This is a genomic window from Streptomyces sp. NPDC023723, from assembly GCF_040639815.1.
Taxonomy (GTDB): domain Bacteria; phylum Actinomycetota; class Actinomycetes; order Streptomycetales; family Streptomycetaceae; genus Streptomyces.
The window spans coordinates 133,938-151,122 of the sequence record NZ_JBFAAP010000001.1 but is presented as its reverse complement, the minus strand read 5'-3'; the positions used below and the strand labels follow the sequence as shown (position 1 = coordinate 151,122).

Genomic DNA, 17,185 nt, shown 5'->3' with positions numbered 1-17,185 from the left:
TCTCGAGCGCGCTTGACCTCAAGCGCGCTTGAGGCCGTTGGCTGGCGGGCAGACCAGCGCACCTTCGAGGGGGCCCCGCCATGCACGCCATCCGTCTGCACGCCTTCGGTCCGGCCGACCACCTCCGCTACGAGGAGACCGCGGACCCCGTGCCCGGTCCCGGTCAGGTCCGGATCGCCGTCCGCGCCGCGGGCGTCCACCTGCTGGACACCGCCCTGCGCGAGGGCGAGCGGGGCCCGGCGCCCGCCCGGCCCGAACTGCCCACCGTCCCCGGCCGCGAGGTGGCGGGCGTGATCGACGCGGTGGGGGACGGGGTGCCGGCCGGCCGGCTCGGCGAGCGGGTCGTCGCGCATCTCGGGTTCGCGCCCGGCGGCTACGCCGAGCTGACCGTGGTGGCCGCGAGCCGCCTGCACGAGATCCCGGCCGGACTGGACTTCGCCGCCGCCGTCGCCATGATCGGCACCGGCCGTACGGCGCTGGGGATCGCGCGGTTCGCCGTACTCGGCCCGGACTCGGTGGCCGTGATCCCGGCCGCCGCGGGCGGCATCGGCACGCTGCTGACGCAGTACGCGCAGCACCGCGGTGCCACGGTGATCGGCCTCGCGGGCGGCCCGGAGAAGACCGCCCGGGTGGCGGCGAACGGCGCGGACCTCGCCGTGGACTACCGGCTGCCGGGCTGGCCGGACCAGGTCCGCTCGCACCTCGGCGGCCGGGCCGCGACGGTGGTCTTCGACGGGGTCGGCGGCGCCGTGGCCCGCGCGGCGGTCGCACTGCTCGGGCCGGGCGGCCGGCACCTGGTCTTCGGCTGGTCCGGGGCGGGCATCCGCGGTGGCCGGCCCTACCTCGTGGAGGGGGTGTCCGAGCAGGTCCTCGGCCCGGCGATGCTGGCCCGGACCGGCGGCCCCGATCCGCTGCGCACCCTCGAACTGCGCGCCCTCGCCGAGGCCGCCGCGGGACGGCTGCGGCCCGCCGTCCAGCGGTTCCCGCTGGCCGAGGCCGCCGCCGCGCACCGGGCACTGAAGACCCGGCGGACGATCGGAAAGGTGGTACTGGAACCCTGACCCCGAACCGCTCCCGGCCCCCGTGGGTGCGGAACATGACGATCCGTGGTGTTCTGTCCGAGTGACTTCGGACACCGACCCCCGGCGCTGGTGGGCCCTGGTGGTGATCGCGCTGGCCCAGCTGATGGTCGTCCTGGACGCGACCATCGTGAACATCGCGCTGCCCTCCGCCCAGCGCGACCTGGGCATCTCGGACGGCAACCGGCAGTGGGTGATCACCGCGTACACCCTGGCCTTCGGCGGACTGCTGCTGCTCGGCGGCCGGATCTCCGATCTCATCGGCCGCAAGCGGAGCTTCCTGATCGGCCTGGTCGGCTTCGCGGTGGCCTCCGCGCTCGGCGGCGCGGCGGGCGGCGCCGGGATGCTGTTCGCGGCCCGCGCCCTCCAGGGGGTCTTCGCCGCCGTCCTGGCCCCCTCCGCCCTGTCGCTGCTGACGACGACGTTCACCGATCCCAAGGAGCGCGGCAAGGCGTTCGGCATCTACGGCGCGCTGGCCGGCAGCGGGTCGGCGATCGGCTTCATCGTCGGCGGGGTGCTCACCGAGTACCTGAACTGGCGCTGGTGCCTGTACGTCAACATCCCCATCGCCGCGGTGGCCGTGATCGGCGCGCTCGTTCTCCTGCACGACCGGCCCGGCCACCCCGGCGCCCGCCTCGACGTGCCCGGGGTGGTGCTGGGCTGCGGGGGCCTGGTGGCCCTGGTCTACGGGTTCAGCGAGGCCGAGTCACGGGGCTGGACCGACGCACTGGTGCTCGCGTTCTTCGCCGCCGCCGTCGTACTCCTGGTGGCCTTCGTGCTGTGGCAGACCCGGGCGCCGAGCCCGCTGCTGCCGCTGCACATCGTCCGGGACCGGGACCGCGCGGGCTGCTTCCTGACGATGATGCTGGCGGTCATCGGCATGTTCGGCCTGTTCCTCTTCATGACGTACTACCTCCAGGTCATCCTCGGCTACTCGCCGGTGCGGACCGGGCTGGCGTTCCTGCCGCTGACCGTGGCGATCATCATCGGGTCGACGCAGATCTCGGCACGGCTGCTCCAGCACGTGCCGCCGCGGGCGCTGATGGTGCCGGGGATGATCCTGGCGGCGGCCGGCATGGTGATCCTGACCCGGATGACCGTGCACTCGGAGTACGTCAGCGAGATCCTGCCGGCCCTGGTGCTGATGGGGCTCGGCATGGGCCTGACCTTCATGCCGGTGTTCGCGACCGCCACGGCGGGGGTCGCCGCGCGGGACTCCGGGGTGACGTCGGCGACGGTCAACACCTCGCAGCAGGTGGGCGGTTCGATCGGCACGGCACTGCTCAACACCATCGCCACGACCAGCAGTACGGCATACGTCAAGGCCCACCTGACCGACCCCGCCCGGCGCGGACCGGTACTGCGCGAGGGCATCGTGCACGGCTACACGGTGGCCATCTGGGTGGCGGCCGGTGTGATGCTGCTGGCGGGCCTGATCGCGGGGGTGATGGTGACGGCGCGGGCCCCCAAGCGGGGGGTGGCGGCGGGGGTGGGGTGACGGCGACGTCCGGCAGCGGGGTCCACCTGGCGCCGGCGCGTCGGGGACTTTCTCCGTTCCGGGTTCGACGGCGTCTCGATAGCGTTCCCGCCATGATCTCCGTCCCGGCCGCTTTCGTCGCCTCGCAGGTGCGGTGGCGCGGCGCCGCGGGGCGGGACTTCGTCGCCGCGGTGCCCTCGATCGTGGCCGGGCGGCTGGCGGGGTGGGGGCTGCGGGTGGACGGGCCGGTGCGGCACGGCGCGGCCGCGCTCGTGGTGCCCGTGCTGCGGGAGCGGGACGGGCGGGCGGCCGTGCTGAAGGTGCAGCCGGTGGACGAGGAGACCGCTGGGGAGCCGGTCGCCCTGCGGGTGTGAGGCGGCGGTGCGGCGGTGCGGCTGCTCGACCACGATCCGGACAGCGGCGCGCTGTTGCTGGAGCGGCTGGACGCGGCCCGGACCCTGGCCGGCGTCTCGGACTCCCGGGCCGCCGTCCGCGTCGTCGCCCGGCTGCTGGCCCGGCTCACCGCCGTACCCGCGCCGGCCGGGCTGCGGCGGCTCGGCGATCTCGCCCGGGACCTGCTGGACCGGACGCCCGCCGCCCTGGCCCGCATCCCCGATCCCGAGGTGCGCCGGCTGGCCGGCGACTGCGCCGCCGCCGTACGCGAGGTCGTGGACGAGCCCGGCGACCGGCTGCTGCACTGGGATCTGCACTTCGGGAACGTCCTCGGCGGCGAACGCGGCGAACGCGGCGAGCCCGGCGAACCCGGCGAGCGGGCCCGCTGGCTGGCCATCGATCCCAAGCCGCTGGCCGGCGACCCCGGCTTCGAGCTGCTGCCCGCGCTGGTCAACCGCTACGCTCCCGGCGAGGTCCGGTGGCGGTTCGACGCGCTGGCCGACGTCCTCGGGCTGGACCGGGAGCGGGCCCGGGCCTGGACGCTGGGCCGGGTGCTGGAGAGCACCCTGTGGGACGTCCAGGACGGCCGTCCGCCGGACGGTGCCCGGCTGGAGACCGGCCGGCTGCTGCGGCGTACCGGCGCTGTCAAGGGCGGCAGGATGCACGGTAGTTGAACGTCGGCTGAGGGTCCGTCGACGATCTTTTCCAGGCGCCGTTCAGGCCCCCTGCGCCGCTTCCGTCGTTCATACGCTGACGCGCGTGCGAGGACAACGGACGGCGGACGACCACCAGGCCGACACCCGGCAGCGGACCCCTTCGGCGGCTCCGGCGCCACGCCCGCGCCCGGCGGGCGGCGGCGGCCCCGGGCCGGGCTCGCTGCTCGCGCTCCAGCGCAGCGCGGGCAACGCGGCCGTCGTGCAGGCCCTGCACTCGGGGAGCAGCAGTAGCAGCAGCAGTACGGCGGTGGCGAACACGGCCGATGTCTCGGGTGGGGGCGGTGGGGGGACCGACACCGCGCTGACGCCCGTCACGCTGCCGCCCTATCTGCTGAACCTGGAGGCGCCGGGGCTGTCCACCACCCTGCTGCGGTCCGGGCAGGACTCGGTCCGCCAGGTCATCAAGGACCGGGTCGGTCACGAGGGCGGCACGGTCGCCGCCATCGTGAAGGAGCTGACCGGGCGGCCGGACTCGTTCTTCGGGCCGGGCCGCTCGTTCACCGTGGAGGGCGTCAAGGGCAGCAAGAAGTCCTACGACGTCACCGTCTCCATCGGCCCGCACCCCGATGAGCAGGCCATCCACGCGGAGCTGCCGGCGGACGGGGCGGATCTCGGCAAGGCCACCAAGATGGACGCCCACCGGCTGTCCAACCGGGCCACCGGCAGCGGCACCGGCGACTCCCGCAGCGCCGGCGTCGGCGGCATGGTGTTCGTGCTGTTCCCGGCCGCCGGACCGCTGTGGGCCGGGTTCGCCGTGTCCGGCGGCACCCAGCTGTGGCAGTCGTCCAAGGAGTACCGCCGGCTGAAGACCACCACCAAGGGCCGGGTGCTGCGGAGCGACAGCGGGTCCGTGCACGTACCGCGGCTGGTGCGGTTCGCGGTGCGGGTCGCGGCGCACGACGGCGACGGGCCGACGTACGACCGCTGCGACGGCGAACTGGACCAGAAGGTGCCGACCGAGCAGCTGGTGCCGCCGGGCGCCGCGCCGAACCCGCGGCCGAAGGCGCTCGGCACCCGGGCCGCCGGGCGGGTGAAGGCCGCCGACTCGCTGGCGGCGGTCGCCGCGGTGGACCCCGCCGAGTCGCACGAGGGCGGCGGCGGGCTGTTCGACAAGGTCGCCTCGGTGCTGCACCCGGCGATCACCGCGCCCGGCAGCCCGGGCCGGGCGGCGCTGTACTCCGCGACCGCCCCGGCCACCGTCGCCGAGGACCTGCCGCGGATGCTGGGGGACGGCGTGTTCAGCGAGGACATGCCCTCCAAGGACCCGCACACCACCGGCGCGTACCGGATGCGGGCCGAGATCACCCAGCTGGCCCCCGCCTGGGCGGGCGGCAAGACCGCGCTGCGCGCCTTCGACCACACCCAGGACTCGGCCACCTCCAACCAGAGCAAGGGCCGGAACCTGTCCGGCGGTGTCGGCCCCGCCCTGGGGCTCGGCCCGACCGGCCAGGTGGCTGTGCTGCGCACCACCGCGATGCTCCTGGCCGGGCTGCGAAAACAGCACTTCAGCGGACACGAGCAGACCGCCGCCACCCGGCGGGGCGCGGAGATCAAGGGCCAGAAGGTGCTCTACCTGGCGGCGGTGAACCTGACCGCCGAGGGCACCGGCACCCGCACCGCCGACATGATCCTCGCCAAGAAGAGCCGGGTCGCCACCCACAAGATGTACATGTGGCTGACCCTGCGGGCCGACGAGGCCGCCGCCCTCGGGCTGGAACTGCCGCCCGACGTCGAGGTCAAGAAGCCGTTCCCGAGGGACGCGAAGCAGGCCGCGAAGAGGAAGGCCGCCGAGCAGGCGCGGGGCAAGGGGAAGGGCAAGGCCGCCCTGACGACCGTCCCGGAGGAGGAGGAACTCCTCGACTACGCCCCCGAAGAGGGGCAGACCGAGGAGGAGGCGCGGGCCGAGCGGCACCTCGTGCACGGCGCGGCCGGCGCCAACGTGGTCCTCACCGGCCTGGACACCGGGCCGCTGCTGACCAGGCTGCAGAGCGAGTTCGCCGAGGGCCGGCTCAAGGGCTATCTGCCGGCCTTCGGCGACGACAAGAAGGCGGCGTACGCGACCAAGGAGGAGGCCGAACTCCAGCGGCAGAACTACCGGGACCTGGTCGAGAAGCTGTCCCAGGAGAACCTGTCGGCCAACAAGGAGCAGTTGCTGTCCTCCGGCATCCGGGTGCCGATGCGCCGCAAGGGCACCCTGCACGACTACGACGTGGAGGTGCAGGTCACCGGCTCGGTCGGGAAGACCTCCTACGACGGTGACATCGACGACTGGCTGGTGCGCTCGCACTCCGGGGTGAGCGGCAGCGGGCTGAGCGGCCGCAGCAGTTCCCGGACGATCGGCTACTCACTGGTCGGCCAGCTCCGGGTGGTCCCCGCCGTACTGACCCTCGGGGCCCGCCGCGACAAGCAGCACATCAGCTCCCGGCGCAACCAGGCCGGCCCCGTCACCCGCACCGACGTCCTCACCAACGGCAACGAGAAGACCGAGGCGGCCAGCGCCTTCACCGCGCCGCTGACCCTGTCGGTGCGGATCAGGACGGCGACTCTCCAGAACAAGTACGGCCGGGCCACCTCATTCGGCTCCTTCGGCCGGGACGACCCCGACACCGAGGAACTGCCCGGGTTCTCCCTGGACCAGCAGGACGTACGGCTGTACACGCCCCGGGCGTTCACCATGGACGACGAGCAGAAGCAGGCGTTCGACGCGGCCGGCGCGGGCGAGCGGCCGGCGCCGGTGCACCGGGACCTGACGGCCGGCGGCATCGGCGACCTGGTCCGGCTGGCCCCGGAGCCGGCCGGCGGGGGCGGGGTTAAGGAGTGGACGCTGGTGGAGAGCGTCGGCGACGGCGCCGCCGTCCGCGACCTCGCCTTCGACCTGCTGGCCAAGGCCGCCGCCCGCAACGAGAAGACCCGGGACGCGAGCGGGGCGAAGACGGACCGCAAGGACACCGCCCTGGCGGCGGAGGGCCTGGCGCCCCGGCGCACCATCGAGGACCGGTTCAGCGCGAACTCGATCAGCGCGGCGCTGCGCCAGGCCGTGTCCTCCGGGTGGGTGGTCCAGGACCTGCATCACGCCCGGCGGCTGGCCGACCTCCAGGGCGCGGTGGGCACCCGGCTGGGGCTGGCCAACGCCAAGGTGGTGCACGAGGGCAAGGGCGCGGGCACCGAGACGTTCGTCATGGGCGGTCACCAGGCCACCGGGCAGCAGGGCAAGGGCACGTCCACGATGTACCAGGGCGGGGTGACCGGCGTGGAGCAGGGCACCGACTGGCGGCTGGCGCAGGGCGTCTCCGGCTCCCGCACCACCAGCCAGGGCGACAGCGGCGCCCGGACGGTGTCCGGCACCATCGAGCGCAACTCCCACACCTCCCGCGACCAGCAGCTGTACCTGGTCCGGGCCGACCTGCTGGTCAACATGGTGGCCGAGGTGAAGGTGACGTTCGGCGGTCCCTACGTCTCCTCGGCCGGGCGGACGCTGCCCGGTGAGGCGCTGGTGTGGATGACGGCCCAGCAGTTGCGCACGGCCGGCATCGAACTGCCGGCGTCCGCCCGGGCGGAACTGAAGCTGCCGGCCGGCTCCGCCGGGGGCGACAAGGACGGCACCGGCGGCACGGGGGCCAGGCTGAAGCGGACCGGCAAGCAGCGGGCCGGGGAGAGCTCCGGGGACGCCGGGGCGCGGGCGTCCGGCTTCACCCCGCCCACCGATCACACCCTCGCCCGGGACCTGCCGCTCGGCCTCGGCATGTTCGGCAACGTGCCGGACTTCCTGCCGCTGCTGGACGACGTGCGCGGCAGACTGTCCCGGATCGACCAGGACCTCGCCGAGGAACTGCTGCCCACCCAGCTGCTGAAGGACCCCTTCGACAACGTGCTGCGGCTGGCCCAGGTGCTGGGCCGGGACGGCGCCGCCGGGCTGATGTCCAGCGCCATGGACGGCGGGGTCACCGTGCCGCTGTACAACGGCCGCAAGACGCCGTACTGGGCGGTGTTCTCGGTGCACCGCAAGGGCGACGGCCGGTCCGCCGGACTGGCCGGGGACGGACGGGACATGGAGCACATCAGCTCCGCCGTCGCCCAGGACTCGGACGCGCACGAGGAGAGCAAGGGGTACGCCGCGGAGGGCGTCTTCGCCGGTTCGGCCAAGCCCGAGGACGGCGCCGGGCCGGTGCGCAGCGTCGGTCCGGCCACCGGCCCCGGCGTCGCCTCGGCCGGCCAGCGGCGCGACGGTACGTCGTCCCGCTCGCAGGCCGGGATGAAGGTGGTCGGCCACGGGTCCAGCCGGATGGTGAAGATGGTGCTGCCGATCGACGCCAAGCTGGAGATCTTCCCGGCCGGGGCGGCGGCGCCGCTGACCACGGCGCCGCTGGGCTACCACGAGATGGAGTTCCGCGCCCCGGCCGCCGATCTGGAGGCGATGCGCAAGGTCGAACGGGTCAGCTTCGTGCTGGAGCGGGACGACTCGGTGGACACCGCGCAGGAGAGCTGGCACGCGCGCGGCGTCCGGCTGCCGCTGGCCGCGCAGGTCAACGGGTTCAAGGGGGCGCCGCAGGCCCGGCAGCTGGTGCTCAACGCGGTCAAGGCGGCCGGCGGCGGCGACCGGTACCGGGACAAGGGGCAGAACGCCGCGTACACCCTTCAGGAAGCGGTCTCCACCGAGTGGCTGGCCTCGGCGCTGCCGCTGCTCGCCGCCTCCGGCGCGGAGCTGCCGCCGGTGCACGCCAGCGGGGCGCAGGGGCAGGATCTGCGGGCCTGGGTGCACGCGCGGCTGCGGGCCGGACGGGTACTGGGCACCAGTGACGCCAAGGAGGAGTTCACCTTCGAGAGCATCGCGCCGAGCGGGCCCGGGGAGATGCGGCACACCCAGTCCGACGAGCAGCACGCCGGCGACCAGTCGTCGACGCTGCGGGGGGTGCTCGGCCCGACCCTGGTCAGCCCGGAGGCCCGGATCAACCAGGGCACGCTCAACTACGACAGCACCGACGGGTCGGCCGACATGTCGGCGAGCGGTTCCGGTTCGCTGCCGGTGCTCAAGCCCAAGGCGCGTTCGACGCTGGTGCAGTTCACGGTGGACCTGCGGGTGGTGGCCGAGGTCACCGACCGGGGCACGCACCGGGTCAAGAAGGCCGCCCGGGACATGACGCTGCCCATGCCGGTGGTGATCCGGATGCCGGCGCCGGAGGTCGAGCGGATGATCGGCCCGGACAACGGGTTCGGTTCGGAACTGCGGGGACCGGCGGAGAACGACGTCAGGAGGAAGGGCGTCAAGGGCAAGGGCCGGGCCCTGGCCTGACCGGGGAGGCGCCCGGCGCCGGTTCAGTCCCGCGCCGCCGGCCCCAGCACCGCCCGCAGTTCCATCCGGCGCCGTATCCGCAACTTGCGGTAGGTGCTGGTGAGGTGGGTCTCCACGGTGCGCCGGGCCAGGTGCAGCAGGTCGGCTATCTCGGCGTTGGTCCGGCCGTCCGCCGCCAGTTCCGCTATCCGGCGCTCGCTGCCGGTCAGCGCGTCGCTGCCGGTGCGGTCGGTGCCGGGCCGGCGGGCGCCGCCGTCGCGCAGCGCGTCCCGGGCCAGCCCGCGCAGCCGCAGCGCGCCCTTGTCCTCGGCGCGTTCGGCGGCCTCGCGCAGACAGACCCGGGCGCGGGCCCGTTCGCCGGCCGCGATCAGCTGGCGGCCCCGGGCGAGCAGCGCCTCGATCAGCTCCATGTCGGTGTCGACCGGCGCGTCCCGCAGCACCCGTACCGCCTGCTCGGTCAGGTCCAGGCCGTGCCGGCCGCCGGTCGCGGTGCCCAGCACGCGCAGCGCCCGGCCCACCGTGCGGGGGGTGTTCCACACCCGGGCGAGGCGCAGTTCCTCGGCCGCCAGGTCGAGTGCCTCGCGGGTGCGGCCGCCGAGCGCGAGCCGGCATTCGGCGACCGCCGTGCGCCACGGGGTGACGACGGGGCTGAGCACCTCGCGGGCGGCCTGCCGGCGGCCGCACTCCAGGAAGTCGTGCAGCGCGCCCGCGTGGTCGCCGACGGCGGCCCGCAGCGCGCCGCGCGCGTACAGGAACCGGTTCAGTTCCCAGGAGTCCGGGGCCTGCCGCAGGTCGAAGCCGCCGGCGAAGCGCCGGGCCTCGTCCAGCCGGCCGGTGTGCACCAGCGCCAGCAGGGCGTGGGCGTCGGTGTTGAAGGGGGCGCTGCGGGCCCACGGCGTGCGCCGGACGGTGGCGTCGTCGAGGTGGGCGAGGAGCGCCGGGTGGTCGCCGCGGGCGGCGGCGACGTCGGCGCGGGTGTTGAGCAGCGCGTGCCGCATCGGGTGCAGCAGCGTCGGGTGCTGGCCGGCCAGGCCGCGTTCCACCAGCCGTTCGGCCTCGTCGAGTTCGTCGGCCCACTGGGCGAGCGCGGCGGCGGTGCCCAGCAGGAACGGCTCGGCCAGCGGGTCGCCGGGCTCGGCGAGCAGCGCCCGCACCCGCTTCATCGCCGCCTGCGCGGACAGCGTCCCGGCCGACGCCTCGAACCGGACCAGCAGGGCCCGCCCGGCGGTGCCGACCGTCTCCGGGGCGCGGTCGGCGGCCTCGGCCAGCCGCCGGTACGCCTCCTGCCGCTGGCCCTGGTCGTGGTCGGAGAGCAGCGCGGCGGCGGTCCGGGCGGTGCGGGCCAGGCCGGGTTCCTGGCGCAGGTGGCCCTCGGTGCGGCGCAGTACGCCGATCGCGGTACGGACCTCGCCGCGGCCGGCCAGGGCGGTGCCCAGGGCGATGGCGGTACGGACCCGGTCGCGGGGCGCGGCCGGCAGGTGCAGGGCCTCGCCGAGGCGGGCGATGGCGGCGGGGGTGTCGGCGGCGGCGTACTCCAGGGAGCCGAGCTGGGTCAGCATGCGCTGTCTGAGGTCGTCGGGGACCGGTTCGGCCAGGGCACGGCGCAGATAGGCGACGGCGTCCGCGGGGCGGGCCTCGTCGACGGCGGCGGTCACCGCGTCGCGCAGCACCCGCAGCGCCCAGGGCAGGCCGACGGCCGGGGTGCGCGCCAGGTGCCGGGCGACCGCCTCGACCCGGCCGCCGCGGCGCAGCAGCGCCTCGGCGGCGACGCGGTGGGCGCGCTCCCGCCGGGCGGTGGGCCAGCCGGTGAGCACGGCGTCGCGCAGCAGGGGGTGGGCGTAGCGGGGGCGGCCGGCCGGGTCGGGGCGCAGCAGGCCGAGCCGGGTCATCGCGGTCAGCCAGCCCTCGACCCGGGCCGGGTCGGTACCGGTCGCCTCCGCGAGCAGCGCCGCGTCCAGCGGACCGCCGGCGGAGTCCAACGGGCCACCGGCCGCGTCCAGCGCCCAGGCCGGAGCCGCGCCGGTCGCCTCCGCTAGCAGCGCGGCGTCCAGCGGGCCACCGGCGGAGTCCAACGGGCCGCCAGCCGCGTCCAGCGCCCAGGCCGGAGCCGCGCCGGTCGCCTCCGCGAGCAGCGCCGCGTCCAGCGGACCGCCGGCCGCGTCCGGCGCCGGGGCCGGCTCGGTACCGGTCGCCTCGGCCGGCAGGGCGGCGGCCAACGGCCCGCCGGTCGCGTCAAACGCCTGGGTCGGGGCGGTGCGGCCCGCGCCGGCGTCCGGGGCGGTGCGACCCGCACCGATGCCCGGGCCCGCACCGATGCCCAGGCCCGGAGAGGCGGCGGGGCCCGCGGTGGTCCGGGTCCGGGTCGGAGCCGTCCACGCCTGTTCCAGCGCGGCCAGTGCGCGGGCCACCTCGGCGGTGGCCGGTCCGGCGTTCTCCAGCCACCAGGAGACGGCGGCCGGGTAGGCGCCCGGGTACAGCGCGGCGCAGGTCTCCGGGACGGGTTGCGGGAGTCGCGGGCCCCGGCCCCCACCGGCACCGCACCCACCGGCATCGCCCATGCCGACGCCGCCCCCGTCGCCCGGCGCCGCCGCCGGCGGCCCGGGCAGCGCCGCGCCCAGGTCGTCCAGCAGGGCGCGCAGCAGCAGCGGGCTGCCCGCGCCGGCGCGTACGCACTGCGCCGTCCAGTCGGGGCCGGCCGCCGGGAACGCGGCACGCGCCAGCGCCGCCGCGGCGGCGTGGCCGAGCGGGGCCAGGGTGTGGACGGTGACCAGGGAGGGGGGCAGCGCGTGGGTGAGTCCGGGGGGCCCGGGCGCCACGTCGTACTGGCTGCGCTCGGTGGCGACCAGCAGGACCGGTAACCGGCCGACCCGGCGGGCCGCCTCGACCAGCCAGCGGCGGGAGGCGGAGTCGGCCAGGTGGACGTCGTCGACGGTGACCATCACCGGGGAGTCGGCGGCGTAGGCGCACAGGCACCGCCACAGCCGGACGGCGGTGTCCCGGTCGTCGCCGCCGTCACCGAGAACGGAGTCCGGGCCCTGGTGCGCGAACCGCGGTACCCGGCTCAGGCATTCGCGGACCGCCGAGAAGGGTACGTCGCTGTCCTGCGGGGAACAGTGCACTCGCAGCACCTTCAGTCCACGGGCCGCGGCGTGCTCGGCGGCGGCCTCCAGGACGGCGGTGCGGCCGGTGCCGGTGGCGCCGCGCAGCAGCACGAGGCGACCGGTGCCGGCGCGGACGCGCTCGGTCTCGGCCGCGAGCAGCGCGTGTGTGTCGTCGCGTTCGCACAGCGGTCCGGTCATGGCTGCCTCCCGGGGTGGACGGTGCGCCTCGGCCTGTAGGACGGGGTGGGGCGGACGGGGTTGCGTGGCGGTGGCGTGGCTGTGGCGAGGCTCACCACGGCGCCCACCCGGCGGCCCGGAGGACGCGAAAGCGCCTCCAGGCACCGTCTGACCTGCGGCGACGGCCGGATTCCGCGGCCTCGCCGGGAGTTTTCGCACTGGTCTCGTGGTGTACCTCGTGGTGCTCCACGATTGCGGGTGTCACGGCAGTCCCAGAAGTGTGGAACAAGCTCATCCGCCTCCGCCCCTCACCGGACGCGCGGACACGTGAACTTGGGGGAAACGGTTGCTCAACTCACCCCGGACCACAGACACCGGCCGCGCGGCCGGCCCCGGGCGCAGGACACCCGTGTCGGTCACCGCCCCGGACCCGATCAGCCGCGAGGGCGCGATCAGCCAGCTGCGCCGGCACCCGGAGATCGAGCTGCGCGAGGCCACCGGCCCCGGCACGGTCGCCCTGCTGATCGAGGACGCCCTGGACGAGGCCGGGCTGACCCGGCTGCGCCGGCTGGTGCGCAGCGAGGGCGCCCGCGCCGTGCTCGTGGTGGGCACGATCCGCGAGAACGAGCTGCTCGACGTCATCGAGTGCGGCGTCGGGGCCATCGTCTGGCGCCGGGAGGCCACCGACCACCGGCTCGTACAGGCAGTGCTGGCCGCCTCCCGGGGCGACGGTGATCTGCCCTCGGATCTGCTCGGCCGGCTCATCAACCAGGTGGGCACGCTGCACCGGGGCGCGGCGGGCCGGCCCGGCTCGCCGTCGCTGGGTCTGGCGGCGCGCGAGGTCGACGTCCTGCGGCTGGTGGCCGAAGGACTCGACACCGGGGAGATCGCCAGCAAGTTGTCCTACTCCGAACGCACGGTCAAGAACGTGATGCACGGCCTGACGACGCGCCTGCACCTGCGCAACCGGGCGCACGCCGTGGCCTATGCCCTCAGGGAAGGCTACATCTGACCGAACGGGCAATCGAAGGCGGACTCCCGGGCAGCGTCGCTGCCCGGTCCCCGTCCCCGCCGCGCGTGCGGGGCGGACGGCCCACCGGGCACCATCGAACGCGGTGACCGGCGGGCGGAACAGCACGGCGAGCGGGTGTGAGGCGGGAGCACGGCAGTGATCCACGAGGTGGACGAGGTCCTCAAGGACCTGCTCAACAACGGGACGCTGGCCGGCTCGGGTGTCGACGTCTCCTTCGACGCCCCGACCCGCGACTGGGCGGCCCGCCGCAACGGGCCGGGCATCAACGCCTACCTGTACGACATCCGCGAGGAACTCTCCCGCCGGGCCCGCGGCCAGATCTCCGTGCACGACGAGGAGGGCATCGTCGTCAAGCGCCGGCAGCCGGTGCGCTGGTTCCGGCTCGCCTATCTGGTCACCGCCTGGACCAAGCAGCCGCGCGACGAACACCGGCTGCTGTCCGCGGTGATGGCCACGCTGCTGACCAACGAGTGGGTGCCGCCGGCCCTCTTGCCCGGCTCGCTCAAGGAGCTGGGCCTGTCGGTGCACGTGGTGATGGCCGGGCACCACACCGAGGCGCGTTCCCTGGCGGAGATCTGGTCCGCGCTCGGCGGTGAGCTGAAGCCGTCCCTGGACGTCGTGATCACCGCGCCCTTCCCGGCCTTCCGCGAGCTCCCCGCCGGACCGCCGGTCACCGAGGGCGCGGCGGTCCGGGTCCGGGCCTACGACGGCGCGGCGGACGGCGCGGACACCGACTGGACCGACCGTACCGAACGGGTCCGGGACGAACGGGCCCACCGGCCGCGGCAGGTGGCGATGGCCAAACGCGCTTGGCGGGCCGGGAACATTCTGGAACCACCGGCCGAACAGGACGACGAACAGTCATGACGTCCCCCAGCCCGTCCGCCCTGCCGGCCCGGCTCGCCCGGCTGCGGGAGCGGGTCGCCGCGCTGGTCGAGCACCGCGCGGCGACCGACCCCACGGCCGACGACCCGTTGCGCGGCCTGTACCTCTCCGAGGACGCGGTACGGCACCTGCTGCACCGCTCCGACGGCCCCGCCCCGCACGCCCCGGCGGCGCCCGGCGACCCGCTGGAGCCCGGCGACCCGCTGGAGCCCCTCGGCCCCCCGAACCCCTCGGACCCGCTGGACGCGCTGGCCGCCCGGCTGGGCCTGACCGACGTGGACACCGCCGTCCTGCTCGTCGCCCTCGCCCCGGACCTGGACCGCGGCTTCGAGCCGCTGTACGGCTACCTCAACGACGACGTGAGCCGCCGCCGGGCCACCGTGGCGCTCACCCTGGACCTGTGCGGGCTGCCGGTGCACGACGCGGCGGCCCGGGCCCGGTTCCACCCCTCGGCGCCGCTGACCGCGCTCGGGCTGCTGGTCGTGGAGGAGCCCGAGCGTCCCTTCCTCAGCCGCGCGCTGCGGGTCCCCGACCGGCTGGCGGCCCATCTGCTGGGCGACGACACCCCGGACGCGGCACTCGCCGGGCACATCCGGGCGCTGTCGGCGCCGGTCACGGCATACGACGACAATGGCGCCGGCGACGGCGAGGAGGCCCCGGACACCCGGTTCGTGCGCCGGCTGGCCGCGCTGCTCGCCGCCGCTCCGCTGACCGTCTACGTCCGCGAGCGCCGCGAGGGCGACGGGCTGGCCTGCGTCACCGCCGCGCTGCACGCCGCCGGCCTGCCGGCCCTGCACTTCACCGGCCCCGAGGAACGCGTCCCCGACCTGCTGCGCGAGGTCCGGCTGACCGGCCGGGCGGTCGTCCTGACCGGGCTCCCGGACAAGCCGGAGACGCTCGTCCGCGCCCTGACCGGCGCCGCGGACGTACCGGTCCTGATCACCTCGCAGGGCCCGTACGACCCCCAGTGGAGCGAGCACGACCCGCTGGTCCTGGAGGCGCCCGGACGGCGCTCGGGCGCGGTGGACACCTGGGCGGCGGCGCTCGGCGGCGACACCGACACCGGGCTCGACCTGGCGGCCACCGTCGCCCCGTACCACCTCGGCGGGGAGCGCGTGGTGCGCGCCGCGCTGGCCGCGCGCGGCCTCGCCGCCTTCGACGGCACCCCGGTCACCGCGGGCCATCTGCGGCTGGCCGCCCGCCAGCAGTCCGCCTCCGGCCTGGAACGGCACGCCCGGCGCATCCGCCCGGACGTGGACTGGCGGGACCTGGTGCTGCCCGATGGTCCCCTGACCCAGCTGCGCGAACTGGCGCTGCGCGCCCGCCACCGCGACCAGGTGCTGGGCGACTGGCGGCTGAGCGCCGGCGGCGGCCGCGGCCGCGGCGTGCTCGGCCTGTTCGCGGGCGAGTCCGGCACCGGCAAGACGCTCTCCGCCGAGGTCGTCGCGGCCGATCTGGGCCTGGACCTCTACGTCGTCCAGCTCTCCTCGATCGTCGACAAGTACGTCGGTGAGACCGAGAAGAACCTGGAGCGGATCTTCTCCGAGGCCGACCGCACCGACGCGGTGCTGCTGTTCGACGAGGCCGACGCGGTGTTCGGCAAGCGCGGCGAGGTCAAGGACGCGCACGACAAGTACGCCAACATGGAGAGCGCCTATCTGCTCCAGCGCCTGGAGGCGTTCGACGGGATCGCGCTGCTCACCACCAACCTGCGGGCCAACATCGACGAGGCGTTCACCCGCCGGCTCGACCTGGTGGTCGACTTCCCGTTCCCGGACCCCGAGCAGCGGCTGGCACTGTGGCGGCACGGGCTGAAGCACGTGCCGACCGTCGAGAACATCGACGTGGCGCCGCTGGCCAAGGAGTTCGAGCTGGCGGGCGGTTCGATCCGCAGCGCCGTGGTGACCGCCGCCTACCTGGCCGCCGGGCGCGGCAGCGCGGTGACGGCGGCCGACCTGCTGGACGGCGCCCGCCGCGAGTACCGCAAGGCGGGGCGCCTGGTGCCCGGCGAGGGTTCCTGGTGACTCGGCCGGCTCAGCCCTGATCCGGGTGCACGATCTTCCACTCCTGGTCGTCGGCGTTCGAGCAGTTGTGGATGGTCAGCTTGACGTCGGTCACCTTCTGCTTCAGCCCGTCCACCTGAAGGCACAGCTGGTTGCTGGCGAAGTTGCGGATCCAGTAGTCGCCGCTCTCCTGCTTGTCGACCCACCACATCTGGTTGTCGGTGGCGGTGGTGCTGTCGCAGGGGGCCTCGGTGACCGGGGTGCCGACCGGGTGCGCCCCGTGGTCACCCATGTCCATGCAGTACTGGTCCTTGACGTTGCGGATCTGGAAGAGCTTCGCCCCGCCGGGACCGCCCTTGGGGTACTTCACCTCCAGGTTCCACATCTGGTTGTCCGCGTCGCCCGGGATGCAGTTCTCCTGCTGCACCCTGCCGTCCTTCTGGCCCTTGCCCGTGCCGAGGATGTCGGCGCACAGGTCGGTGGCGGTGTTGTGCAGCATCACGTTCGTGGCCGGTACGACGTCCTGCACCGCCTTCTTGGTGGCGGTCGGCGAGGCGCCGCCCCCGCCGCCGCCGCCTTCGCCGGAGTCCTCCGACTCCTCGGTGGCGGGCTGCTGGGCCTCGGTCTCGGCCGCGCTGGGGGCGGTCAGTTCCTGGGTGGCGCTCGGGCTGGGGGCCAGTACGCTGCCGGCCTCGTCGACCTGCTCGGTGGCGGCGGTGCGCACCTGGGGCTTGTAGGCGATCCAGATCAGCACGAACGCGAGCGCCAGCGCCAGGAAGATGCTCAGGAAGGTGGCCAGCCAGCGGGGCAGGAAACCGCGCTGCACGAACGTACCCGGCACGGCGAGCGGTTCGACCCCGGAACGCTGGAGAGCGAGCGAGTACGGCCGGTCCTCCTTCGAACCGAACCAGGTGACCTGCTTGGGCCGCAGCGTGCCCTTGACGAACACCGCCCGCCCCGGCTCGATCTGCACACTCGCCGGATGCAACTCGTAGTTGAGATGGTCACCCTGGTCACTGCCGGCGATCGAC

At 75.0% G+C, this 17,185-nt stretch carries 8 protein-coding genes and 1 pseudogene; 7 read left to right on the top strand and 2 right to left on the bottom strand.

Annotation, left to right across the window (positions count from 1 at the left end; genetic code table 11):
- Positions 1 to 80 precede the first annotated feature (80 nt).
- The 4 genes and pseudogenes from AB0G32_RS00740 (at position 81) to AB0G32_RS00725 (ending at position 8,955) form a co-directional block, all read left to right on the top strand.
- Positions 81 to 1,061: a zinc-binding dehydrogenase gene (locus AB0G32_RS00740; protein ID WP_361156197.1), complete on the top strand. Its 981-nt coding sequence runs from the start codon at positions 81 to 83 to the stop codon at positions 1,059 to 1,061.
- A gap of 61 nt (positions 1,062 to 1,122) precedes the next feature.
- Positions 1,123 to 2,577, top strand: a complete 1,455-nt coding sequence (locus AB0G32_RS00735) for an MFS transporter (RefSeq protein WP_361156195.1) — start codon at positions 1,123 to 1,125, stop codon at positions 2,575 to 2,577.
- Between the two features lie 92 nt (positions 2,578 to 2,669).
- Positions 2,670 to 3,623: pseudogene (locus AB0G32_RS00730) on the top strand (aminoglycoside phosphotransferase family protein).
- A gap of 85 nt (positions 3,624 to 3,708) precedes the next feature.
- Positions 3,709 to 8,955: a hypothetical protein gene (locus AB0G32_RS00725; RefSeq protein WP_361156192.1), complete on the top strand. Its 5,247-nt coding sequence runs from the start codon at positions 3,709 to 3,711 to the stop codon at positions 8,953 to 8,955.
- Between the two features lie 23 nt (positions 8,956 to 8,978).
- Here the strand turns inward: AB0G32_RS00725 and AB0G32_RS00720 are convergent, their stop codons facing one another.
- On the bottom strand, positions 8,979 to 12,254 hold the full coding sequence (locus AB0G32_RS00720; protein ID WP_361156189.1) for an AAA family ATPase: 3,276 nt from the start codon (positions 12,252 to 12,254) through the stop codon (positions 8,979 to 8,981).
- 325 nt (positions 12,255 to 12,579) lie between these two features.
- Here AB0G32_RS00720 and AB0G32_RS00715 point away from each other — a divergent pair, with 325 nt between their 5' ends.
- The 3 genes from AB0G32_RS00715 (at position 12,580) to AB0G32_RS00705 (ending at position 16,175) form a co-directional block, all read left to right on the top strand.
- Complete coding sequence (locus tag AB0G32_RS00715) at positions 12,580 to 13,245, top strand: response regulator transcription factor (RefSeq protein WP_361156186.1); 666 nt, start codon at positions 12,580 to 12,582, stop codon at positions 13,243 to 13,245.
- 156 nt (positions 13,246 to 13,401) lie between these two features.
- Positions 13,402 to 14,133 (top strand): DUF4255 domain-containing protein, encoded by a 732-nt coding sequence (locus AB0G32_RS00710; protein ID WP_361156183.1) that lies wholly within the window; start codon positions 13,402 to 13,404, stop codon positions 14,131 to 14,133.
- The gene (locus AB0G32_RS00705) at positions 14,130 to 16,175 is read left to right on the top strand and encodes an ATP-binding protein (protein ID WP_361156180.1); all 2,046 of its coding nucleotides are present in this window, start codon (positions 14,130 to 14,132) and stop codon (positions 16,173 to 16,175) included. The genes AB0G32_RS00710 and AB0G32_RS00705 overlap by 4 nt, the downstream gene beginning before the upstream one ends.
- Before the next feature lie 10 nt (positions 16,176 to 16,185).
- Here AB0G32_RS00705 and AB0G32_RS00700 read toward each other — a convergent pair.
- On the bottom strand, positions 16,186 to 17,185 hold a 1,000-nt coding region (locus tag AB0G32_RS00700; RefSeq protein ID WP_361156177.1), incomplete at its 5' end, for an RICIN domain-containing protein.